Origin of the sequence: Streptomyces sp. CC53, from assembly GCF_001865245.1 — a bacterium.
Lineage (GTDB): Bacteria > Actinomycetota > Actinomycetes > Streptomycetales > Streptomycetaceae > Streptomyces.
Genome location: NZ_MKXB01000163.1, coordinates 14,413 through 36,120, shown reverse-complemented (window position 1 = coordinate 36,120; position 21,708 = coordinate 14,413). Strand labels below are relative to the sequence as shown.

19 protein-coding genes, 1 pseudogene and 1 riboswitch are annotated in these 21,708 nt (G+C 72.4%); of the genes and pseudogenes, 13 read left to right on the top strand and 7 right to left on the bottom strand.

All coding sequences use genetic code 11. The features are described 5' to 3' along the window. Window position 1 precedes the first annotated feature (1 nt). Window positions 2-736, bottom strand: coding sequence for a M50 family metallopeptidase (locus BJP40_RS19795; RefSeq protein ID WP_071281509.1), 735 nt, complete (start codon window positions 734-736; stop codon window positions 2-4). 50 nt (window positions 737-786) lie between these two features. Here BJP40_RS19795 and BJP40_RS19790 point away from each other — a divergent pair, with 50 nt between their 5' ends. From BJP40_RS19790 to BJP40_RS19750, 9 genes and pseudogenes are all read left to right on the top strand, one after another. Further along, window positions 787-1,602, top strand: coding sequence for an SOS response-associated peptidase (locus tag BJP40_RS19790; protein ID WP_071281508.1), 816 nt, complete (start codon window positions 787-789; stop codon window positions 1,600-1,602). 17 nt (window positions 1,603-1,619) lie between these two features. Next, entirely contained in the window at window positions 1,620-2,261 is a 642-nt protein-coding gene (locus BJP40_RS19785) for an alpha/beta family hydrolase (protein WP_071281507.1), read from the top strand. A gap of 667 nt (window positions 2,262-2,928) precedes the next feature. Further along, window positions 2,929-3,582, top strand: a complete 654-nt coding sequence (locus BJP40_RS19780) for a sigma-70 family RNA polymerase sigma factor (protein WP_071281519.1) — start codon at window positions 2,929-2,931, stop codon at window positions 3,580-3,582. Next, window positions 3,579-3,899, top strand: coding sequence for a mycothiol system anti-sigma-R factor (gene rsrA / locus BJP40_RS19775; RefSeq protein ID WP_071271457.1), 321 nt, complete (start codon window positions 3,579-3,581; stop codon window positions 3,897-3,899). The genes BJP40_RS19780 and rsrA overlap by 4 nt, the downstream gene beginning before the upstream one ends. 614 nt (window positions 3,900-4,513) lie before the next feature. Further along, window positions 4,514-5,947 (top strand): HD-GYP domain-containing protein, encoded by a 1,434-nt coding sequence (locus BJP40_RS19770; protein ID WP_079171308.1) that lies wholly within the window; start codon window positions 4,514-4,516, stop codon window positions 5,945-5,947. Further along, window positions 5,944-7,230 (top strand): HD-GYP domain-containing protein, encoded by a 1,287-nt coding sequence (locus tag BJP40_RS19765; RefSeq protein ID WP_071281506.1) that lies wholly within the window; start codon window positions 5,944-5,946, stop codon window positions 7,228-7,230. The genes BJP40_RS19770 and BJP40_RS19765 overlap by 4 nt, the downstream gene beginning before the upstream one ends. Before the next feature lie 97 nt (window positions 7,231-7,327). Further along, window positions 7,328-8,307, top strand: a pseudogene (locus tag BJP40_RS19760) (tetratricopeptide repeat protein). A gap of 87 nt (window positions 8,308-8,394) precedes the next feature. Next, window positions 8,395-9,048, top strand: coding sequence for a peptide deformylase (def, locus tag BJP40_RS19755; protein ID WP_071281505.1), 654 nt, complete (start codon window positions 8,395-8,397; stop codon window positions 9,046-9,048). Window positions 9,049-9,238: 190 nt separating this feature from the next. Continuing rightward, complete coding sequence (locus BJP40_RS19750) at window positions 9,239-9,976, top strand: D-Ala-D-Ala carboxypeptidase family metallohydrolase (protein ID WP_071269566.1); 738 nt, start codon at window positions 9,239-9,241, stop codon at window positions 9,974-9,976. A gap of 82 nt (window positions 9,977-10,058) precedes the next feature. Here BJP40_RS19750 and BJP40_RS19745 read toward each other — a convergent pair whose 3' ends face one another. The 3 genes from BJP40_RS19745 to BJP40_RS19735 all read right to left on the bottom strand — a co-directional run bounded on the left by BJP40_RS19745 (window position 10,059) and on the right by BJP40_RS19735 (window position 14,242). Continuing rightward, entirely contained in the window at window positions 10,059-11,081 is a 1,023-nt protein-coding gene (locus BJP40_RS19745) for a ribonucleotide-diphosphate reductase subunit beta (RefSeq protein ID WP_071281504.1), read from the bottom strand. Further along, window positions 11,072-13,435, bottom strand: a complete 2,364-nt coding sequence (locus tag BJP40_RS19740) for a ribonucleoside-diphosphate reductase subunit alpha (RefSeq protein WP_071281503.1) — start codon at window positions 13,433-13,435, stop codon at window positions 11,072-11,074. Before BJP40_RS19740 ends, BJP40_RS19745 begins: the two co-directional genes overlap by 10 nt. Before the next feature lie 156 nt (window positions 13,436-13,591). Next, a riboswitch (cobalamin riboswitch) is annotated at window positions 13,592-13,669 on the bottom strand. A 75-nt stretch (window positions 13,670-13,744) separates the two neighbouring features. Next, entirely contained in the window at window positions 13,745-14,242 is a 498-nt protein-coding gene (locus BJP40_RS19735; RefSeq protein ID WP_071281502.1) for a GNAT family N-acetyltransferase, read from the bottom strand. Window positions 14,243-14,321: 79 nt separating this feature from the next. Between BJP40_RS19735 and BJP40_RS19730 the strand changes: the two genes are divergently transcribed. After that, window positions 14,322-14,927 (top strand): Uma2 family endonuclease, encoded by a 606-nt coding sequence (locus BJP40_RS19730; protein WP_071269574.1) that lies wholly within the window; start codon window positions 14,322-14,324, stop codon window positions 14,925-14,927. Between the two features lie 77 nt (window positions 14,928-15,004). On the opposite strand, the gene mctP is transcribed toward BJP40_RS19730, so the two are convergent. The 3 genes from mctP to BJP40_RS19715 all read right to left on the bottom strand — a co-directional run bounded on the left by mctP (window position 15,005) and on the right by BJP40_RS19715 (window position 18,051). After that, the gene (mctP, locus tag BJP40_RS19725) at window positions 15,005-16,609 is read right to left on the bottom strand and encodes a monocarboxylate uptake permease MctP (RefSeq protein WP_071281501.1); all 1,605 of its coding nucleotides are present in this window, start codon (window positions 16,607-16,609) and stop codon (window positions 15,005-15,007) included. Further along, window positions 16,606-16,878: a DUF3311 domain-containing protein gene (locus tag BJP40_RS19720; RefSeq protein WP_079171307.1), complete on the bottom strand. Its 273-nt coding sequence runs from the start codon at window positions 16,876-16,878 to the stop codon at window positions 16,606-16,608. Before BJP40_RS19720 ends, mctP begins: the two co-directional genes overlap by 4 nt. 357 nt (window positions 16,879-17,235) lie before the next feature. Next, window positions 17,236-18,051 (bottom strand): GntR family transcriptional regulator, encoded by an 816-nt coding sequence (locus tag BJP40_RS19715; RefSeq protein ID WP_226962463.1) that lies wholly within the window; start codon window positions 18,049-18,051, stop codon window positions 17,236-17,238. A 296-nt stretch (window positions 18,052-18,347) separates the two neighbouring features. Here BJP40_RS19715 and BJP40_RS19710 point away from each other — a divergent pair, with 296 nt between their 5' ends. The 3 genes from BJP40_RS19710 (at window position 18,348) to BJP40_RS19700 (ending at window position 21,703) form a co-directional block, all read left to right on the top strand. Beyond that, the gene (locus tag BJP40_RS19710) at window positions 18,348-19,637 is read left to right on the top strand and encodes an extracellular solute-binding protein (RefSeq protein ID WP_071281499.1); all 1,290 of its coding nucleotides are present in this window, start codon (window positions 18,348-18,350) and stop codon (window positions 19,635-19,637) included. A gap of 162 nt (window positions 19,638-19,799) precedes the next feature. After that, on the top strand, window positions 19,800-20,825 hold the full coding sequence (locus BJP40_RS19705) for a carbohydrate ABC transporter permease (protein ID WP_071269586.1): 1,026 nt from the start codon (window positions 19,800-19,802) through the stop codon (window positions 20,823-20,825). Between the two features lie 44 nt (window positions 20,826-20,869). Beyond that, entirely contained in the window at window positions 20,870-21,703 is an 834-nt protein-coding gene (locus tag BJP40_RS19700) for a carbohydrate ABC transporter permease (protein WP_371258666.1), read from the top strand. Window positions 21,704-21,708: the final 5 nt, after the last annotated feature.

Genomic DNA, 21,708 nt, shown 5'->3' with positions numbered 1-21,708 from the left:
GTCACAGACCGAGCAGCCAGCGGCCCCCGCCGATCAGCGAGCACAGGGACACGGCGTGGAAGAGGAACAGCCAGAGCGCCGCCGGCACGTTCGTGAGCCGGGCGAGCTGGTCGGCGTCCGAGTCCGCGGCCTCCCCGTGCCGCCGGCGCGACTGGAGCTCGAACACCGGGCGCACCCCGCCCAGCAGCAGGAACCACACCGCCGTGTACGCGAAACCCGCCTGCACCTGCGGCCCCGTCAGCCACGACACCAGCAGGAACGCCCCGCCCGTGAGGACCACGGTCAGCGCCCCGTACACGTTCCTGATCATCAGCAGCATCGCCAGCAGCAGGGCCGTCGCCACCCACAGCAGCAGCGTGATCCGGCCGGTCGCCAGCAGCGCCGCCCCGCCCAGGCCCAGCAGGGGCGGCGCGGTGTAGCCGGCCGCCGCCGTGAGGATCATGCCCAGGCCCGTCGGCTTGCCCCGGCTCACGGTGAGGCCGCTGGTGTCCGAGTGGAGCCGTATGCCCTCCAGGCGCCGCCCCGTCAACAGCGCCACCAGGCCGTGGCCGCCCTCGTGCGCGATGGTCACGGCGTTCCGCGACAGTCGCCACAGGGGCCGTGGCGCCGTCGCCACGAGCGCGGCCACCGCGGTCACGACGACCAGCCACAGGTCGGGGGAGGGCTGGGTGCCGAGGAGTTCGGACAGGACGTCGGCCGACAGGGCGTCGGACGACGGGTCTGCGGGGACGGCCATGTGCGGATCTGCTCCTCGGTGCGGCGGTGATCGTGGCAGGGTTGGCAAGTATGTGCGGACGTTACGCGGCGAGTCGAAAGCCCGAGGACCTCGTGGACATCTTCGGGATACGGAGGTGGGAGCCCGAGGAGGCCCTGGAGCCCGACTGGAACGTCGCCCCCACCAAAGAGGTGTACGCGGTCCTCGACCGTCCCCTCAAAGACGCGGAGTCGCCGCGTCCGGTTCGTCAGCTGCGCATTCTCCGGTGGGGCCTGGTCCCCTCCTGGGCCAAGAGCCCGGAGGGCGCCGCCCGGATGATCAACGCCCGGGCCGAGACCGTCCACGAGAAGCCCGCCTTCCGCCGCGCCTTCGCCGCACGCCGCTGCATCATCCCCGCCGACGGCTACTACGAGTGGGTGACCGGCGAGGGCGAGCGGCAGCTTGAGGTCGAGGGGAAGAAGAAGCGGCCCCGCAAGCAGCCGTACTTCGTGCTGCCCGCCGACGGGTCGGTCTTCGCGATGGCCGGGGTGTACGAGTTCTGGCGTGATCCCGGCCTGCCGCCCGACCACCCGTTGGCGTGGCGGGCCACGTGCTCGGTGATCACCACGGAGGCGGAGCGGGGCCCGCTCGGCGTGGCCCCCGCCGAGGGCCCCCGTTCGCTGGCCGACATCCACCCGCGGATGCCGCTGATGCTGCCGCCCGACCGGTGGGACGCCTGGCTCGACCCGGCCCGCACGGACACCGGCGAACTGCGCGCCCTGCTCGTCCCGCCACCGGAGGGCCTCATGCGGGCCTACCCGGTCAGCACGGCGGTCAGCAACGTCCGCAACAACGGGCCCGAGCTGCTGACGGAGCTCGACGCTCCGGAGGTGGGCACCCTGTTCTGAGCGGCCGGGGGTGGAGGATGGGGCCCGTGACCACGACCGAGACCATTCCCACCGGCGCCGGGGACGCCCGCGTCACCTGGTACGAGGCCGGGGCCGGCGCCCGGTTCACCGTCGCGCTCGGCCACGGCGCCGGCGGCGGCGTCGAGGCCCGCGACCTGCAGGCCCTCGCCGCCCGCCTGCCGCAGGCCGGGGCGACCGTCGCCCTGGTCGAGCAACCCTGGCGGGTGGCGGGCCGGAAGCTGGCACCCGCGCCCCGCACCCTGGACACCGCCTGGCGCGAGCTGTGGCCCGCGCTGCGCGCCCCCGGCCTGCCCGTCGTCGCGGGAGGCCGCAGCGCAGGAGCGCGGGTCGCCTGCCGCACGGCGCACGCCCTGGACGCGCACGCGGTACTGGCCCTGTCGTTCCCCCTGCACCCGCCGGGCAGGCCCGAGAACTCCCGCGCCGCCGAACTGCTCGGCGCAGGCGTGCCGGCGCTCGTCGTGCAGGGCGGCAACGATCCCTTCGGCAAGCCGGAAGAGTTCCCGGCCGGTGACCACGAGCTGGTGGCGGTCCCGTCGGCCGACCACGGCTTCGCCGTACCGAAGCGGGCCGCGATCACCCAGGAGGAAGCCCTGGAGGTCCTCACGGGCGCTGTCGCCGACTGGCTCCTGCGACTCTGACCAGGAGGCCGGCGGCGGGGTCCGGGGAGGGCTCCGCGACGCACCGCCCGCAGGCCGACGCGCCCGAGGGAGCGAAGACCCGGCGAAGAGCTGAGGAACACCCGGCGAAGGCGGACCGAAGACCGGGCGCACGCGGGGCGGCGACCGGGGGTCGAGGACGTACGGCGGTCGGGCCGGACGGGGTGCGGCGACCGGGTGGGAGCCGGTGGACGGCCGGTGGAGCCCGGCGGGGAGCGCGCGCGGCGCAGGGCGGGCCGCCGCCGTCCTGCTGGATGAAGCCGAAGCCCGCCGAGCCCTGACGACCGCGTGTACGGGGCCTGACGAGGTCTGACGAAGACCTGGCCGGCGCCTGACACGCCGTCCCCGTGGGCCGGGAATGACCAGGGGTGCGGCGCTGTTGCACCCAGCGTCGGTCACATCAGAGTCAGGAGAGGGAGTCCGCCGCATGGGTTCGACCATCTGCCCGAACCGGTCACGCGCCGTGGAGCTCGACTGGACGGTGCTGCCGGCGCCCGCGGCTTCCACGGCCCCGGTCGGCGGCGCACCCCTGGGAGCCGCCGCGACGCCCGCGGCGGACGCGGCGCATCGGAAGGGACGGTCGACCGATGGTCGACTATTCTCCGATTCGAGCGGGTCCGGACTCGGTCTCGCCGCGGCGCTGGAGGAGGTGGGTCCGGTCACTGGGACCGACACGGGGACCAACGGCCCCGAGGAGACGGACGGCGAGCGCAACGCGCGCTTCGAGCGGGACGCCCTCGGCTACCTCGACCAGATGTACTCGGCGGCCCTGCGGATGACGCGGAACCCGGCCGACGCCGAGGACCTGGTGCAGGAGACGTTCGCGAAGGCGTACGGGTCGTTCCACCAGTTCCGCGAGGGCACCAACCTCAAGGCGTGGCTGTACCGGATCCTCACGAACACGTTCATCAACTCGTACCGCAAGAAGCAGCGCGAACCGCAGCGCAGCGCGGCCGAGGAGATCGAGGACTGGCAGCTGGCCCGCGCCGAGTCGCACATGTCGACCGGTCTGCGGTCCGCGGAGTCCCAGGCGCTCGACCACCTTCCCGACTCCGACGTGAAGGAAGCCCTCCAGGCGATCCCGGAGGAGTTCCGCATAGCGGTCTATCTCGCGGACGTCGAGGGCTTTGCGTACAAGGAGATCGCGGACATCATGGGTACGCCCATCGGCACCGTGATGTCCCGGCTCCACCGCGGGCGCCGCCAGCTGCGCGGCATGCTCGAGGACTACGCCCGGGACCGCGGGCTGGTGCCCGCGGGCGCAGGAGAGTCCATGAACGACCGGAAAGGCTCGGGCTCATGAGCTGCGGAGAGCCGCACGAGACGGACTGCTCTGAGGTCCTGGACCATCTCTACGAGTTCCTCGACCGTGAGATGCCCGACAGCGACTGCACGAAGTTCGAGACGCACTTCGAGGAGTGCTCCCCCTGCCTGGAGAAGTACGGGCTGGAGCAGGCCGTGAAGAAGCTGGTCAAGCGGTGCTGCGGCCACGACGACGTGCCGACCGACCTGCGCGCCAAGGTGATGGGCCGGATCGAGCTGATCCGCGCGGGCGAGACCGTACCGGACCACGACGTCGCCGCCCCGCCGAAGGATGTACCGGCTGCGGCCCCGGAGTAGTCCCGCGCACGACCCGGCAGCCCACGGGGCGCCTCCCGCGCACACGGCGCGGAGGCGCCCCGCTGTCGTCCGCGGACACGGGAAGCGGCGCGGGGCCGGAGGCGTACGTGCCGCGGCCCGCCCCACGGCCGCCCACCGCCCCGCCGGCCGCGAGCCCCGGGGCGCGTCCCGCGCCCGCCCCGGCGGTGGGCGCCTGACCGCTTCGCCCACCGGCCCGGCCGGCGCCCCGCAGGCGGCCCGCCCCCGGCAGGCGCCGCGTGCCGACGGTGTCACCGTCCCCGCGGTGGGAGCCTCCCGGCACGGCGAGCGCGGTGGTCCGCGCCGACGGGCACCGGGACACGGACGGCCGGGGCCCGCGGGAGCCTCCCGGCACGGCGGAGGGCGGTGGTCCGCGCCGACGGGCACCGGGACACGGACGGCCGGGTGCAGACGTCCCCGACGCGGCGCGCCGGGTGCCGGCCCGGGCCCGCCGTGTGCACGGCCGAGAGGCGGGCCGCCCGGCGCGCGTCACCCGAAGGTGCTAATCGGCACCGTACGGCCGTCGGGGGAGTACCCGCTCGTTAGCCTGGCCAGCCTGGTGGCACTCGGGCCGGCCGACGGGAGGCGGAGGAGCGGTGGCGGGCATTCCCCTGGCGGCGCGCTGGTACATCGCGGGGGCCGCGACGTGTGCCGCCGCCTGCGCCGCGCCCGCGTTCGCTGCGGGCTCCGGGACCCCGTGGGGTGCCGTGGCGCTGCTGGCCGCGCTGTACGCGCTGTGCGAGAGGTCCGCCCACTGGGCGGGGACGTTCTTCGCCGTCCTGCTGGCCGCCGCGCTGCTGCTGCCGCCGGCCGCCGCGGCGCTCACCGCCGTCCCGGGGGCACTGGTCTCGCCCGTCGGGCAGCTCCACGCCCCGCGGCCCCGGCGCCTGTGGCGGGCCGCCCGGCTCGCGCTCGCCACCTGGACGGCCGCCCGGGCCGCCGCGCTGCTCGGCGGGCCCGCCGCCCTGGGCGGCGGCGGGCCCGCCCCCGACCTGCCGTACGCGCTGGTACCCGCCGGCGGTGCCGTGCTCGGCTTCTGCCTGGTACTCGCCGCCCTGGACGGTGGCGTCCTCGCCACCGCCGAGCGCGTGCCGGTGCGGAACGCCTGGCGCGGGCTGCTCGTCCGCTCCCTCGCCCCGCACGCCGTACATGGGCTCGTCGGGCTCATGACGGCGGTGCTGTGGCGCAGCCCGTACGGCTGGCCCGCCGCGCTCTTCGCGCTGCTGCCGATGTCCGTCTCCTGCTGGGTGTTCGCCCTGTACCACCGGGAACGCGCCGCCCACCAGGCGACCATCCGCGCCCTCGTGCAGGCCGTCGACCTGAAGGACACCTACACGCGCGGGCACAGTGAACGCGTCGGCCGGGCCTCGGAGCTGATCGGGCGTGAACTCGGCATGGACGAGGCCCGACTGGAGACGGTCCGCTTCGCCGGCACCCTGCACGACGTGGGGAAGCTCGGCGTCCCCACACGGATTCTGCGCAAGGACGGGCCGCTGACCCCGGAGGAGCGAAGGATCATCGAGCTGCACCCCGAGTACGGGCACGAGATGGTGCGCGGCATCGGGTTCCTCGGCGAGGCCCGCGCCGCGATCCTCCACCACCACGAGCGGCTCGACGGCACCGGCTACCCCTACGGACTGCGCGGCGCGGAGATCCCCGAGCTGGCACGGGTCGTCGCCGTCGCCGACGCCTTCGACGCCATGACGTCCACGCGCTCGTACCGCAGGTCCCGGCCCGTCGCCGCGGCCCTGCAGGAGCTGGCGCGGTGCGCGGGCAGCCAGTTCGACCCCGCCGTGGTGCGGGCCCTCGCGGACGCGCTGGCCCGGCACGGCTGGCAGACCGCCGTCACCTCCGACGAACCCGGCTCCCCCTTCGAACCCGCACGCGGAAGCGTCCCGCCGCCGCGGCCCCCGTCCGGCGCCGCGCCCCCCTCCGGCCCCGCGCCCCCGCCTCCGCCGGCCGCTCCCTCACCGGCCGCACCGCCGTCGGCGCCGGCGGCCGGTCGGACCGCACCGGGACAGCGGCAGTGAACAGGCGCACCGCCGCGGGACCGGTGTTCGCCGTGCACGGGGCAGCCGCGCTCGCCGGCGGGGGATGCCTCGGATGGACGTTGTGGCACGGCGTGACCCGGCCGGGAACCGCGCTGGCGTTCGGGATGCTGGTGGCGATCGGCGAGCTGGCCCGGCCGCGGAACGGGCCGCACCGGCGCGAGCAGGCGCCCCTGGCCGCCGCAGGGGCGCTCGCGTACGCCCTGCTGCCCGGGCACGGCGTCGCCCAGTCCGTGACCGTGGTCGCCGCGGGGGTCCTGGCCGGGGCCGTACCGCAGGTCGCGTGCGGACGCGGGCAGCGCTACGCCGACCAGGCCGCGCGGCGGGTGCTGACCACCGTGTTCGCCGCCGTCTGCTTCCAGCCGACCGCTTCCTCCGGCGCACTGCCCGGACCCACCGGGCACGTGCTCTTCCTGGTGCTCCTGCTGCTGCTCACCGCCCTGTGCGACGCCGTCCTCGCCGCCTTCCTGGCGGGTGCCCGCACCGGCCACCCGTATCCGTCGCTGCTCCGCGACGAGCTGCGCGGGCTCCTCGGCATCGGGTCGGCCGTGTGCGCCACCGGCGCGGTGGCGGCCCTCGCCGTGGCCGTCGCCGGGCTGTGGGCGCTGCCCCTGCTGTGCGTGCCGCTGCTCGTCACGCAGCTCGCCTTCGGGCGCTACGCCGCCGTGCGCCGGACCTACCGCGAGACCATCGCGTCCCTGGCCCGGGCCACCGAGGTCGCCGGGTACACACGGCCGGGCCACGCCCACCGCGTCGCCGTGCTCAGCCGGGCCATCGGCCGCGAGCTGGGCCTGTCCGGTGAGGACCTGACCGTGCTGGAGTATGCGGCGCTCATGCACGACATCGGGCAGCTGTCCCTCGTCGACCCCGTGCCGCAGGGCGCCACCGCCCTCCTGCCGGAGGCCGAGCAGCACCGCATCGCGCTCCTCGGCGGGGCCGTCGTACGCCGGACGGGAGTGCCCCCCGCCGTCGCCGTGGTCGTGGAGCGCCAGGCCACCCCGTACGCCGAGCAGCCCCTCGCCGCGCGGATCGTCCGCACGGCCAACGCGTACGACGACCTTTCCGGGGAAAGCGCCCAGGGAGCCTTCCGCGCCCTGGAACGCCTCCGGCTGGACACGGCCCGGGACCACCACCCCGCGGTCGTGGAGGCGCTCGCCCGGGTCCTCGCCCGGGGCGGTGCGGCGGGCGGCACCGGCGGCGACGGCAGGGGAGGAGGCGCCCGCAGTGGTTCCGCGGACGGCGTCACCGGGCGGATTGCGGGGTAACCCATGGGTAATGAGCGGGCGTGCGACCGGGCATGGTTGGATGCCAGCAAGAGGGTGTCCGGGGGCAGAGACCTTCAGTGACCGGTAGGCGGGAATCGTGAGGATCTTCGGGAAGGTACGGCATCGGCCCTCCGCCTCGTGGCGGCAGGCCACCGACCGCGCGTTCACGCTGATCGGGGACGGGCGGTACGAGGACGCGGGCGCGCTGCTGACCCGTGCGGCGGACCTTGAGCCCTGGCTCTCCGAGTCCTGGTTCAACCTCGCCCTGCTGCACAAGTTCCGGCACGACTGGGAGCAGGCCAGGGCCGCGGGGCTGCGCGCCGTCGCCCTGCTGGACCGGGAGACCGGCGCCCCCGACTGGTGGAACGTCGGCATCGCCGCCACCGCCCTCCAGGACTGGCCGCTCGCCCGCCGCGCCTGGCAGGCGTACGGGCTGAAGGTGCCCGACAGGACCGCCCCGGGCGGCGAGCCCGTCGGCATGGAGCTCGGCAGCGCCGCCGTGCGGCTGTCGCCCGAGGGCGAGGCCGAGGTGGTCTGGGGCCGCAGGCTCGACCCGGCGCGCATGGAGGTGCTGTCGATCCCGTTGCCGTCGTCCGGGCGGCGCTGGGGCGAGGTCGTCCTGCACGACGGCGTCCCGAACGGTGAGCGCACGACGTCCACGGGCCACAGCTACCCGGTGTTCGACGAGATCGAGCTGTGGGCGCCCTCACCCGTGCCGACCTGGGTGGTCCTGCTGGAGGCGGCCACCGAGGCCGACCGGGACGCACTGGAGAGGCTCGCCGCCGACGCCGGCTTCGCGGCCGAGGACTGGTCCTCGTCGGTGCGGCTGCTGTGCCGCTCCTGCTCCGAGTCGCGGATGCCCAGCGCCGAGGGCGAGGGCGAGCACCTCGACCCGCACGACCACAGCGAGCCAGGGCATCCCGGCCCGCTGGGGCACCGCACGTCGGGCGACCTGTGGGTGCCGGGCGCGAGTGCGGCATCGCGGCGCCCGCCGGTCTGGTGCGGGGGCTGCTCGACGGCTGGGTCGCGGACAGTCCGGACAGCCGCGAGTGGCGGGATCTGGAAGAGGTCTGCTGAGCTCCGGCCGCCGCAGCTCGCCGCCGCCCCGTACTCTGTACGGGCAGAAAACCCGGTGACTGACGACGGAAGGCTCGGACGACCGACATGGCGCAGCAGGAGACCGATCAGCAGGGCGGCACCAGCACCCTGCCCGTGGACGACGAGGGGTACGTCGTCGACACCGAGGACTGCGAGGAGCGTGAGCGGGCGCACCGCGAGCGCGGCACGTCCCGGCCCATCACCGTGGTCGGCAACCCCGTGCTCCACAAGGAGTGCAAGGACGTCACCGAGTTCGACGACGACCTGGCGCAGCTCGTCGACGACATGTTCGCCAGCCAGCGCACCGCGGAGGGCGTGGGTCTGGCCGCCAACCAGATCGGCGTCGACCTGAAAGTGTTCGTCTACGACTGCCCGGACGACGAGGGCGTGCGGCACGTGGGCGTCGTCTGCAACCCCCGGCTGGTCGAGCTGGCTCCGGAGCAGCGGGTCCTCGACGACTCCAACGAGGGCTGCCTGTCCGTCCCGACGGCGTACGCCTCGCTGGCCCGCCCCGACTACGCCGAGGTCACCGGCCAGGACGTCAAGGGCAACCCGATCAAGGTGCGCGGCACGGGCTACTTCGCCCGCTGCCTCCAGCACGAGACGGACCACCTCTACGGCTACCTCTACATCGACCGGCTGTCGAAGCGGGAGCGCAAGGACGCGCTGAAGCAGATGGCGGAGGGCACGCCCCGCTACCCGGTGGTGTCCAACGACTGACCGGACGGCGTCCCGTCGTCAGGAGAAGGGCCCCGCTCGTGCCGAGCGGGGCCCTTCCCGCAGGCTGCCCGGGGCCGGGACGTCATCCGGTGGTCATCCGCCCGACGAACGGCGTCGGCTGAGGCGCGGTTGACGCGCGTCGACCCACCCGCCACGCTGCGGTGGACCGCTTCCACGATCGGGAGGCTCCATGCTGCGACGTACCGCACGACTGCTGCTCTCGCTTGTCATGCTCGCGACTGTCGGGTTGGCCGGGAGCATCGCGACCGCCGGCACCGCCCAGGCGGACACCTGCTACACCTGGCCCCGCACGCTGCGGGAGGGCTCGTCCGGCTCGGACGTCAGCCAGCTCCAGATCCGCGTCGCCGGCTATCCCGGCTACGGCGGGGTCCTGGCGATCGACGGGCAGTACGGCCCCGCGACCGCAGCCGCCGTCAAGCGCTTCCAGGCCGCCTACGGCCTCACCGCCGACGGCGTCGCCGGCCCCGCGACCTTCAGCAAGATCTACGCCCTCCAGGACGCCGACTGCACCCCGGCCCACTTCAGCTACGCCGAGCTGAACCAGTGCAACTCCACCTGGTCCGGGGGCGCCGTGAGCGCCGCGACCGCCAAGGCCAACGCCCTGCGCACGATGTGGAAGCTGGAGGCCCTCCGGCACGCCCTCGGCGACCAGTCGATCCGGGTCACCAGCGGCTTCCGCTCCCACGCCTGCAACAGCGCCGTGGGCGGCTCGTCGAACAGCCGCCACCTCTACGGTGACGCCGCCGATCTCGGCGCCGGCCCGCACTCGCTGTGCACCCTCGCCAAGCGGGCCCGGTACCACGGCTTCCCGGGCATCCTCGGCCCCGGCTACCCCGGCCACGACGACCACACCCACCTCGACCACCGCAGCAGCCGCTTCTGGTCCGCGCCGACCTGCGGCATCTGACCACCCCGGCACCGGCACCGGCATCGGCACGGCCCGCGCTCCCTCCGGAGCGCGGGCCGTCCACCGGTCGGCCGACCGAAGGTCAGAAGTCCTCGTCCAGGTCCACCGAGCCCTCCACGGCCACCTGGTAGGCGGACGGGCGGCGCTCGAAGAAGTTGGTCAGCTCCTGCACGCCCTGGAGCTCCATGAACGCGAACGGGTTCTCCGAGCCGTACACCGGGGCGAAGCCGAGGCGCTGGAGGCGCTGGTCGGCGACGCACTCCAGGTACTGGCGCATCGAAGCGGTGTTCATGCCGGGCAGGCCGTCGCCGCACAGGTCGCGGGCGAACTGCAGCTCCGCCTCGACGGCCTCCTTCAGCATGTCCGTGACCTGCTGGCCGAGCGCGTCGTCGAAGAGCTCCGGCTCCTCCTTGCGGACCGTGTCGACCACCTCGAACGCGAAGCTCATGTGCATGGTCTCGTCACGGAACACCCAGTTCGTGCCGGTCGCCAGGCCGTGCAGCAGACCGCGGCTGCGGAACCAGTACACGTAGGCGAAGGCGCCGTAGAAGAACAGCCCCTCGATGCACGCGGCGAAGCAGATCAGGTTCAGCAGGAAGCGGCGGCGGTCGGCCTTGGTCTCCAGCCGGTCCAGCTTCTCCACCGAGTCCATCCACCGGAAGCAGAACTGCGCCTTCTCGCGGATCGACGGGATGCTCTCCACCGCGGCGAACGCCGCCGCACGCTCGTCCGGGTCGGGCAGGTAGGTGTCCAGGAGCGTCAGGTAGAACTGGACGTGGACGGCCTCCTCGAACAGCTGCCGGGAGAGGTAGAGGCGCGCCTCGGGCGAGTTGATGTGCTTGTAGAGCGTCAGCACCAGGTTGTTCGCCACGATCGAGTCGCCCGTCGCGAAGAACGCGACGAGGCGGCCGATGAGGTGCTGCTCGCCCGGCGTCAGCTTCGCCAGGTCGGCGACGTCGGAGTGGAGGTCGACCTCCTCGACGGTCCAGGTGTTCTTGATGGCGTCCCGGTACCGCTCGTAGAAGTCCGGGTAGCGCATGGGGCGCAGGGTCAGCTCGAAGCCCGGGTCGAGCAGGTTCCGGGTGCGTTCTGTGGTCACTGGCATGCCTCGCAGGACTCGGGGTTCTCAAGGGAGCAGGCGACGGCCTCGGGGTCGGCCGGGGCCTGCTGCACGGGGATCGGGGTGGCGGACGCGGCGCGGGCGATGCGGGTCGCCGGGCGCGAACGCAGGTAGTACGTCGTCTTCAGCCCCTGCTTCCAGGCGTACGCGTACATCGACGACAGCTTGCCGATGGTCGGCGTCTCCAGGAACAGGTTCAGCGACTGCGACTGGTCCAGGAACGGCGTGCGGGCGGCCGCCATGTCGATGAGGCCGCGCTGCGGGATCTCCCACGCCGTGCGGTACAGCGCCCGGACGTCGGCGGGCACCCAGGTGAAGCCCTGTACGGAGCCGTTGGCCTCGCGCAGCGCCTCGCGGGTCTGCGCGTCCCACACGCCGAGCTTCTTCAGGTCGTCCACCAGGTACGAGTTCACCTGGAGGAACTCGCCGGACAGCGTCTCGCGCTTGAACAGGTTGGACACCTGCGGCTCGATGCACTCGTACACGCCGGCGATGGAGGCGATCGTCGCGGTCGGCGCGATGGCCAGCAGCAGCGAGTTGCGCATGCCGGTCGAGGCGACGCGCTCGCGCAGCGCGGCCCACCGCTCCGGCCAGGTGAACTCGACGCCGTAGTGGTCGGGGTGCAGCACACCGCGGGCGGTGCGGGTCCTGTCCCAGGCGGGCAGCGGGCCGTGCCGCTCGGCGAGGTCGGCGGACGCCTCGTACGCGGCGAGCATGATCCGTTCGGCGATCCGGGTCGACAGGGCGCGGGCCTCGGCCGAGTCGAAGGGCAGCCGCAGCTTGAAGAAGACGTCCTGGAGGCCCATGGCGCCGAGGCCCACCGGGCGCCACCGGGCGTTGGAGCGGCCGGCCTGCTCGGTCGGGTAGAAGTTGATGTCGACGACCCGGTCCAGGAAGGTGACGGCGGTGCGGACGGTCTCGTCCAGCCGCTTCCAGTCCATGTCCCCGTCGGCCACGAAGGCGCCCAGGTTGACGGAACCGAGGTTGCACACGGCGGTCTCGCCGTCGTCGGTGACCTCCAGGATCTCCGTGCACAGGTTCGAGGAGTGGACGGTGTGACCGGGCTCGGCGGTCTGGTTGGCGGTGCGGTTGGCGGCGTCCTTGAACGTCATCCAGCCGTTGCCGGTCTGCGCGAGGGTGCGCATCATGCGGCCGTACAGGTCGCGGGCCGGGATCGTCCTGCGGGCCAGGCCCTTCGCCTCGGCCGCCCGGTACGCGGCGTCGAACTCCTCGCCCCACAGGTCGACCAGCTCCGGCACGTCCGACGGGGAGAACAGCGACCACTCGGCGTCGTCGTTGACGCGGCGCATGAACTCGTCGGGGATCCAGTGCGCCAGGTTCAGGTTGTGGGTGCGCCGGGCGTCCTCGCCGGTGTTGTCGCGCAGCTCCAGGAACTCCTCGATGTCCGCGTGCCAGGTCTCCAGGTAGACGGCGGCGGCGCCCTTGCGGCGGCCGCCCTGGTTGACGGCGGCGACGGAGGCGTCGAGGGTCTTCAGGAACGGCACGATCCCGTTGGAGTGCCCGTTGGTGCCGCGGATCAGCGAACCGCGGGCGCGGATGCGGGAGTACGACAGGCCGATGCCGCCGGCGTGCTTCGACAGCCGCGCCACCTGGTGGTAGCGGTCGTAGATCGAGTCCAGCTCGTCCTGCGGGGAGTCCAGCAGATAGCAGGAGGACATCTGAGGGTGGCGGGTGCCGGAGTTGAACAGCGTGGGGGAGGACGGCAGGTAGTCGAGCCGGCTCATCAGCCCGTACAGCGCGCGCACCTCCTCCAGGGCGCGGGCGGACTCGTCCTCGGCGAGCCCGCAGGCCCCGCGGAGCATGAACTGCTGCGGGGTCTCGACGACCCTGCGGGTGATCGGGTGGCGCAGCAGGTAGCGGGAGTACAGGGTGCGCAGACCGAAGTAGCCGAAGCGGTCGTCGCCTTCCGGGTCGATCGCCGCGTCCAGCCGCTCGCCGTGGAGCCGCACGAAGCCGGCGGTGCGGTCGGCGACGAGCCCCTCGCGGTGGCCGACGGCGACGGACGCGGTGAAGGACACCGCGCCCTGGCCCGCGGCCTCCTCGGCGATGGTGCGCGCCAGCAGCCGGGCGGCGAGCCGGGAGTACACCGGGTCCTCGGAGATCAGGCCGGCGGCGGCCTCGGTGGCGAGATCCCGCAGCTCCGCCTCGTCCGACCCGGCGTGCCGGCCGCGCAGCGCGGCGGCGGCGACCCGGCCGGGGTCGGCGTCGGGGAGGTCCGCGGTGAGGTCGGTCAGGGTCCGCAGGAGCGCGGTCCCGGGCGCGTCGGTGTCGGTGGCGGCAGGGGCCGCTGAGGCCGGATCCGCGGGCGCGATGGTCACGTGGGGCTCTCCCTCGCTCGGCTGGGGCGCCGCGGAGCAGGGGAGCGGGCCGCACCTCCCCGGCCCGGGGCGTGCGTCGCCGCGTCCACCGGCCCATTCCGCGAGGCCCGGACGTCTGGGGCACCCGGGCCGGACGGTCCGGGCGCACTGTCGGCAGGTCATCGGACTGCCGGGTGCACGAATGGGCACCCTTCACACCGTTGCGGGACAGTTCCGGATTCGCACCGGATTCCCCTGCAGCGACAGCGAGGATGAGCATACATGTGGGGGGCGCCTGATGCGGTACCCCCCACATGTAGTGGCTACGTGTCAGAGAGTCAGCTCGTAGGTGAGCAGCGGGAGCCCCGGGACCGGCTCCCAGTCCCGGTGCGGCATCCGGGTGAATCCCAGCCTCCGGTAGAGCCGGTGGGCCGCGGCCGCCTCCGGCACCACGGACAGCACCAGCCGCTCGCACCCCTCCTCGCGGGCCCGCTCGGCGCACGCCCGGACGAGCGCCTCGCCGACCCCGCGGCCCTGGGCGGCGGCCGCCACGGCGAGTACCCGGAACTCGCCCTCGCCGGGCCGCGCGATGTCGGCCCAGGGCCCGCCGGCCGTCGTGAACGTCACCCCGCCGAGCACGGAGCCGTCGGCGTCGGCGGCGACCAGCACCTCGGCCTCGCGGGCGCGCCGCGCGACGTCCCGGAGCACGTCCAGGTACTCGTCCTCCTCACCATGCGTGAGGAGCCCGCCGTCGAGGTAGGCGCGGGCGCTGATCTCACCGACGGTCCCGTACTCGTGCGGCCGGGCGGGCCTGATCGCGAAGTCCATGGGGCCAGTGTGCCCGCAGCGACCGCCGCCCGCGCCGCCGCTCGGCGCTATCGTCGTCTCAGAAGGGAAGGAGGTCCCCATGACGCAGGCCGAGCTGGTGGAGATCACGGACCGTTTCCATGTCCGCCCCGACGACTTCGACCAGAGCACGCGCATACTCGCCGGGAAGTCCCGACCCATGCACATGCGCATCGAACTCATCGACGGCCGGATCAGGAGCAGGGCAGTGCCCGACGGGGACCACGGACGGATCATCGAGTGGCTGACGCGCCTCTGCATGCAGTCTCGCCCCGAACTGTGGCTCTACGCCGAGCAGGGACTCAGGATCCAGGAGTACCGGCTGGGCCGCGCCCGCCCGGACGGTTCGCTCGCCCCGAGCGGTGCCTTCGTCGGCCAGGGCGAGTGGGCCGACCCGACCCCTGTCCTCATGGCGGTCGAAGTGACGTCGTACGACGCGGACACCGACCAGCGTGACCGTGTGGAGAAGCCACGTGCCTACGCAGAGACCGGCATCCCCCTCTACCTGCTGATCGACCGGGACAAGTGCGAGGTGACCGTCTTCAGCGAGCCGGACGGAGTCCGCTACGAGAACGCGCACACCGTCCCGTTCGGCAAGGAGGTCCGGCTGCCGGACCCGGTGGGCATCACGCTGCCGACGGAGCAGCTCAAGAACTGGGTGCGCTGACCCGCACGGCGGAGGGCCGCCGCGCCGCCCCGTCGCCGGGGGTGCGGCGGCCCTCGGACCGTCGTGCCGTGCGGGGCTCAGTGGCCGGCGCCCGCCTTCGCGAGGTCCTGGCGCACGTCGGGGTCGCCCGCGTCGGCCGTGTAGTCGGCCGCGGCCGTCTCGTCGACGCCCTCCGGCGCCTTCAACGCCCGGAACACGAAGGTCATCGCCACGGTGACCACCACGTTCAGCACGAAGGCCGTCAGACCGATGTAGCCGATCTCCCCGATGCCGGGGATGTCCGCCGAGGAGCCGGCGAAGTGGGCCTGCGTCGGACTCGACACGTTGTACGCGGTCCACGTGCCGTACACCATGCCGACCGCCCAGCCCGCGAGCAGGGCCCAGCGGTGGAACCAGCGGGTGAACAGGCCGCCGACCAGCGCGGGGAAGGTCTGGAGGATCCAGATGCCGCCCAGCAGCTGGAAGTTGATGGCGACGGTCTTGTCCATCGTCAGCACGAACGCCAGCGCGCCCACCTTCACCAGCAGCGACACCAGCTTGGACACCTTGGTCTCCTGCTCCGGTGTGGCGTCCGGCTTCAGGAAGTCCCGGTAGATGTTGCGGGTGAAGAGGTTCGCGGCGGCGATCGACATGATCGCGGCGGGCACCAGCGCGCCGATGCCGATCGCGGCGAACGCCACGCCCGCGAACCAGTCGGGGAACATGTTCTCGAACAGCTGCGGGATGGCCAGCTGGCCGTTCTGCACCTGGATCCCCGCGGCGATCGCCATGAAGCCCAGCAGCGCCAGCAGACCCAGCATCACCGAGTACAGCGGCAGGATCGTGGTGTTGCGGCGGATCACGTCCCTGCTGCCGGACGACAGCGTCGCCGTGATCGAGTGCGGGTACATGAAGAGCGCCAGCGCCGAGCCGAACGCGAGCGTGGCGTACGTCCACTGGCCCGCCTCACCGGGGATCAGGCCGCCCTTGCCCGACTCGGCGTACTTGTCGGCCGCCGCGCCGAAGACCTCGTCGAACCCGCCCAGCTTGATGGGGATGTAGATGATCGCCACCGCGATGACGAGGTAGATCAGGGCGTCCTTCACGAAGGCGATGAGCGCCGGGGCGCGCAGGCCGGACGAGTACGTGTAGGCCGCGAGCACCCCGAAGGCGATGAGCAGCGGCAGGTCCTTGATGAACCAGTGCGTCGACTCGCCGCCACCCACGCCCATCACGTCCAGCACCGCCTGGATGCCGACGAGTTGCAGGGCGATGTACGGCATCGTGGCGAGGATGCCGGTGACGGCCACCGCCAGGGACAGGCCGCGGGATCCCCAGCGGCCCCGGACGAAGTCGGAGGTGGTCACGTACCCGTGCTTGTGCGACACGGACCAGAGGCGGGGCAGGAACGTGAAGATCAGCGGATAGACGAGGATCGTGTACGGCACCGCGAAGAAGCCGGCCGCGCCTGCCGCGTAGACGGCGGCCGGCACGGCGACGAAGGTGTAAGCGGTGTAGAGGTCGCCGCCGAGCAGGAACCAGGTGACCCAGGTCCCGAACGACCGCCCGCCGAGGCCCCACTCGTCGAGGGTGTTCTCGTTGGCGGCCCTGCGCCAGCGCGCGGCCATGAAGCCCATGACCGTCACCAGCACGAAGAAGAAGACGAAGACGCCCAGGGCGACGACGTTCACACCGTCCTTCACCGCCCGTCACCGCCCTCGCGGAGCGCGGCCCGCGTCCGCTGGTCCCGGTGCCACAGCTTGTAGGCGACCATCGTGAGCGCGGTGGAGACCACGACCCACAGCATCTGGTACCAGTAGAAGAACGGGACGCCGGCGAGCACCGGCTCCGTGCGGGCGTACGACCCCACCCACAGCATCGCCGCGAACGGCGCCGCCAGGCACAGGGCGATCACCACCCGGACGGGGGTGACCACGGGTGGCTCGTCCTGACGCGGTCTCACTTCTGACATACGGTTGCACACCGTCCCCTCATGATCAGCCGTGCGATGCGGCGAATGTACGGGGGCGGCCCGCTCCTGGGAAGCCGTCGAGTGATAACGGTGTGACCATGCGTGGTTCCGCCGGGCCCGGGCGCCGGTGGGGCACCCGGGGCACGGCGTCCGCGCGCCGGGCCGGCCGCTCGTGCGCGTGTGCCGGACGGTCGGTGGCCGGGGTGTGCCGGGTGGGCTGGTCGCCCGTGCCGGACCCGCCGGGTCGCCGGTGCCGGACACCTCAGGTCGCCGGTGCCCGACCGGCCGCTCGTCCGCATGCGCCGACCGGTCACCCGCCCCAGCGGGGCCGGTCGGTCTTCCGCGCCCGCGGACTGGTCAGTCGTCCGCCGGGCGCTTGAGGCGCGCCACGAACTTGTAGCGGTCGCCGCGGTAGACGGACCGCACCCATTCGACGGGCTTGCCCTGGGCGTCCACGGAGTGCCGGGAGAGCATCAGCATCGGCAGGCCCACGTCCGTGCCGAGCAGGCCCGCCTCCCGCGGGGTCGCCAGGGAGGTCTCGATGGTCTCCTCCGCCTCCGCGAGCCGCACGTCGTAGACCTCGGCCAGCGCCGTGTAGAGGGAGGTGTACTTCGCCAGGGAGCGCCGCAGGGCGGGGAAGCGCTTGGCCGACAGGTGGGTGGTCTCGATCGCCATCGGCTCGCCGCTGGCCAGTCGCAGGCGCTCGATGCGCAGGACCCGCCCGCCCGGCTGGATGTCGAGCAGCCCGGCGAGGGTGTCGTCGGCGGTGACGTAGCCGATGTCGAGCAGCTGCGAGGTCGGCTCCAGGCCCTGGGCGCGCATGTCCTCCGTGTACGAGGTGAGCTGGAGGGCCTGGGACACCTTGGGCTTGGCGACGAAGGTGCCCTTGCCCTGGATGCGTTCGAGGCGGCCCTCGACGACCAGCTCCTGGAGGGCCTGCCGGACGGTGGTCCGGGAGGTGTCGAACTCGGCGGCGAGGGTGCGCTCCGGCGGCACGGGGGTGCCCGGCGGCATCGTCTCGGTCATCTCCAGCAGGTGGCGCTTGAGCCGGTAGTACTTCGGCACGCGCGCCGCGCGCGGCGTCGTGCCGTTCTCCGGCGCGGTCGCTGAAGACGAAGCAGGCCCCTCGGCCGTCCTCTTCTCGGTCTCCGCACCGCCACTGTGCGTGGCCATGGCCTGCCTTCCCGACTCCTGCACTGCTGCCGTCACCGGCTCCTCCGTCTGTCGCGGCTCACATGGTGGCACGGACCGGTCACGGGTCGTCGCCCCTCCTCAGGTGTCGGTCCGATAACGGACCCAACAGCCCTTCTTATACACCCTTGACACCCCCAAAGGTCTAGGCCAAGCTCCGGGTTACTGGTCTAAACCAATAAAGACCGGCCCAGCCCCATCAGCACTACTCGTCATGCGTCGTACGTGTGTCTCCGCGGTGGGTGGGGGGTTGCAGGCATCCCTGAGGAGGGTCTGACGTGAAGCGCAAGCTCATCGCGGCGATCGGCGTCGCGGGCATGATGGTCGGCGCCGTGGCGTGCGGCAAGGACGACAGCGGCAAGGGCGGCTCGACCGACGCCGGCGGCGACAAGACCCTCACGGTCTGGGTCATGGACGGCTCCGCTCCCGACGCCTGGATCCAGGAAGTCAACAAGGACTTCGAGGCCAAGCACAAGGGCGTCAAGGTCAAGGTCGAGGTCCAGCAGTGGAACGGCATCCAGGAGAAGGTCACCACGGCCCTCTCCGAGGACACCCCGCCGGACGTCCTGGAGCTCGGCAACACGCAGACCGCCGGCTACGCCGTCACGGGCGGCCTCGCCGACCTCACCGAGGACAAGGCGAAGCTCGGCTACGACGGCTGGAACAAGGGCATGCTGGCCTCCAGCGAGCTGGACGGCAAGCTGTACTCCGCCCCCTGGTACGCCGCCAGCCGCGTGGTCATCTACGACAAGGCCCTCTTCGCCAAGGCCGGCGTGACCCCGCCGAAGACGCGTGACGAGTGGATCGCCGGCCTGAAGAAGATCAAGGAGTCGGACCCCGGCGTCCAGCCGATCTACCTGCCCGGCCAGAGCTGGTACGTCTTCGCCGGCTTCCTGTGGGACGAGGGCGGCGACCTCGCCGTCAAGGACGGCGACAAGTGGAAGGGCACGCTCTCCACCCCGGAGGCCGCCGCCGCCGTGAACTTCTACAAGGAGCTCCAGTCGTACTCGACCGCTCCGCAGGACAAGGACGAGGCCACCCCGCAGCAGTCCACCGACATCGTCCCCAAGGGCGGCGTCGCGTCCTGGATCGGCCTCGGCTGGGAGGCCGGCGGCGCCATCGACGCCCTGAAGAAGGCCGGCAAGACCGCTGACTTCGGCTACTTCCCGATCCCGGGCAAGACCGCCGACAAGCCCGGCTCCGTCTTCTTCGGCGGCTCCAACCTCGCCATCGCCGAGCGCTCCCCGAACAAGGACCTCGCCAAGGAGTGGCTGGCCCTCGCCGCCGGCAAGGAGCACATGGCCAAGTACGCCGAGGCCACCGGCGGCGCCCTGCTCCCGAACAACGACGCCGCGCAGTTCAAGCCCGAGGCGGGCTCCTTCGCCGAGGCCATGGCCCAGGCCGCGCCCGTCGGCAGGATCACCCCGGTCACGCCCGGCTGGGCCAACGTCGAGACCGCGCCCAACCCGATCAAGGACTACATGACCAAGGTCCTGAAGGGCACCGACCCGAAGAAGGCCGGCGAGGAAGCCGACAAGGTGATCACCGAGCGGATCAACCAGCAGTAACCACCACCCCGGCCCCCGGGGGCGCGGCCGCCCCCGATCCGGCCGCGCCCCCGGGCCACAGCAGTGACCGCCCGCCCCCGGCGGCCCCGACGACGACGGCGGCCGCCGGCCAGGGCAGTACCCGTCGGGCACGGGAGCCCCAGAACCGCGAGGAAGAAGACCATGACCGTGGACTCCCAGGGAGCGGCGACCACCGCTCCTCAGGACGCGCCCGGGAGGGCGGCGCAGACCCAGGGCGGGACGCCGCCACCGCCCACGGACGCGAAAGACGTCCGACAGCCTTCCCGCGGCAGGCGCTCCCTGCCCTCCGGGCTGCTGCCGTACCTGCTGATCGCCCCGGCCGTCCTGGCCATGGCCGTCCTGCTGGTCTATCCGCTCGTCCGGAACGTGATCCTCTCCTTCCAGCAGGTCAACCGGAAGGAACTGATCACCCGGAAGCCGGAGTGGATCGGCTTCGAGAACTACACCGAGCTGCTCGGCGACCCGGACTTCTGGACCGTCGTCGTCCGCAGCCTCGTCTTCACCGCGGCCAACGTCGTCCTGATCATGGGCATCGGCACCCTGATCGGCCTGCTGCTGAACCGGCTCGGCAAGAAGATGCGGCTGGTGCTGTCCCTCGCCCTGATGCTGGCCTGGGCCATGCCGATCGTCGCCTCCGTCACCGTCTTCCGCTGGCTCTTCGACGAGCAGTTCGGCGTCGTCAACTGGCTGATGCGGACGCTCGGCTTCGCCGGCTACGAGCAGCACAACTGGTTCGAGACCGGCTTCTCCACCCTCACCATCGTCACCGCCCTGGTGGTGTGGGGCTCCATCCCGTTCGTCGCGCTCAACATGTACGCCGGCCTGACCACCGTCGGTACTGAGCTGTACGAGGCCGCCAAGATGGACGGCGCGAACGGCTGGCGCACCTTCTGGTCCGTGGTCTTCCCGAACCTGAAGCCGTTCTTCCTGATCACCACGTTCCTGGAGATCATCTGGGTCTTCAAGGCGTTCGCGCAGGTGTACGCCATGAACCTCGGCGGCCCCGACCGCGGCTCCGAGACCCTCCCCGTGTACGCGTACATCGAGGGCCAGGGCCAGGCCCACTACGGCCTCGCCGCGGCCATCTCCGTGCTCACCATCGTGATGCTGATCGCCGCCATGTCCTTCTACTTCCGTCTGATCCTGAAGCAGGAGGAGGAGCAGTGAGCACCGCCACCAGCACCCCCGCCGCCGGCACGCCCGCCCAGAAGCTGCGCCGCAAGCCGGTGCGCCTTGGGACCGTCCTCGCGAACCTGACGGCCCTCGCCCTCGCCGCGCTCTTCGCCTTCCCCGTGTACTGGATGTTCAGCTCCTCGCTGAAGCCCCAGTCGGAGATCCTCACCAAGGACCCGGTCTTCTTCTTCACCCCGACGTTCGAGAACTACCCCACCGCGACCGGCGTGGACCTGTTCTGGACGTACGTGGCCAACAGCCTCACCGTCACCGTCGGTGCGGTGCTCCTCGCGCTGGTCGTCGCGCTCGCCGCGAGCTTCGCCGTCGCCCGCATGAAGTTCCGCGGGCGCAAGGGGCTCGTCCTCGCCGTCATGATGGCGCAGATGGCCCCCTGGGAGGTCATGGTCATCGTGATGTACATGATCGCCCGCGACGGCGACATGCTGAACAGCATCCCGCTGCTGACCGCCGTCTACTTCGTCATGGTCCTGCCCTTCACCATCTGGACCCTGCGCGGCTTCATCGCCGCCGTCCCGGTCGAGCTGGAGGAGGCCGCCCAGATCGACGGCTGCACCCGTGGCCAGGCGTTCCGCAAGGTGATCTTCCCGCTGCTGGCGCCCGGCCTGATGTCGACCTCGCTCTTCGGCTTCATCACCGCCTGGAACGAGTTCGCCATGGTGCTGATCCTGAACAAGGACAAGGAGGCGCAGACGCTTCCGCTGTGGCTGACCCAGTTCCAGACGGCCTTCGGCAACGACTGGGGCGCCACCATGGCCGCCTCGACGCTCTTCGCGCTGCCGGTCCTCGTCGTCTTCCTCTTCCTCCAGCGACGCGCCGTCGGCGGCATGACCGCCGGCGCAGTGAAGGGATGAACGCG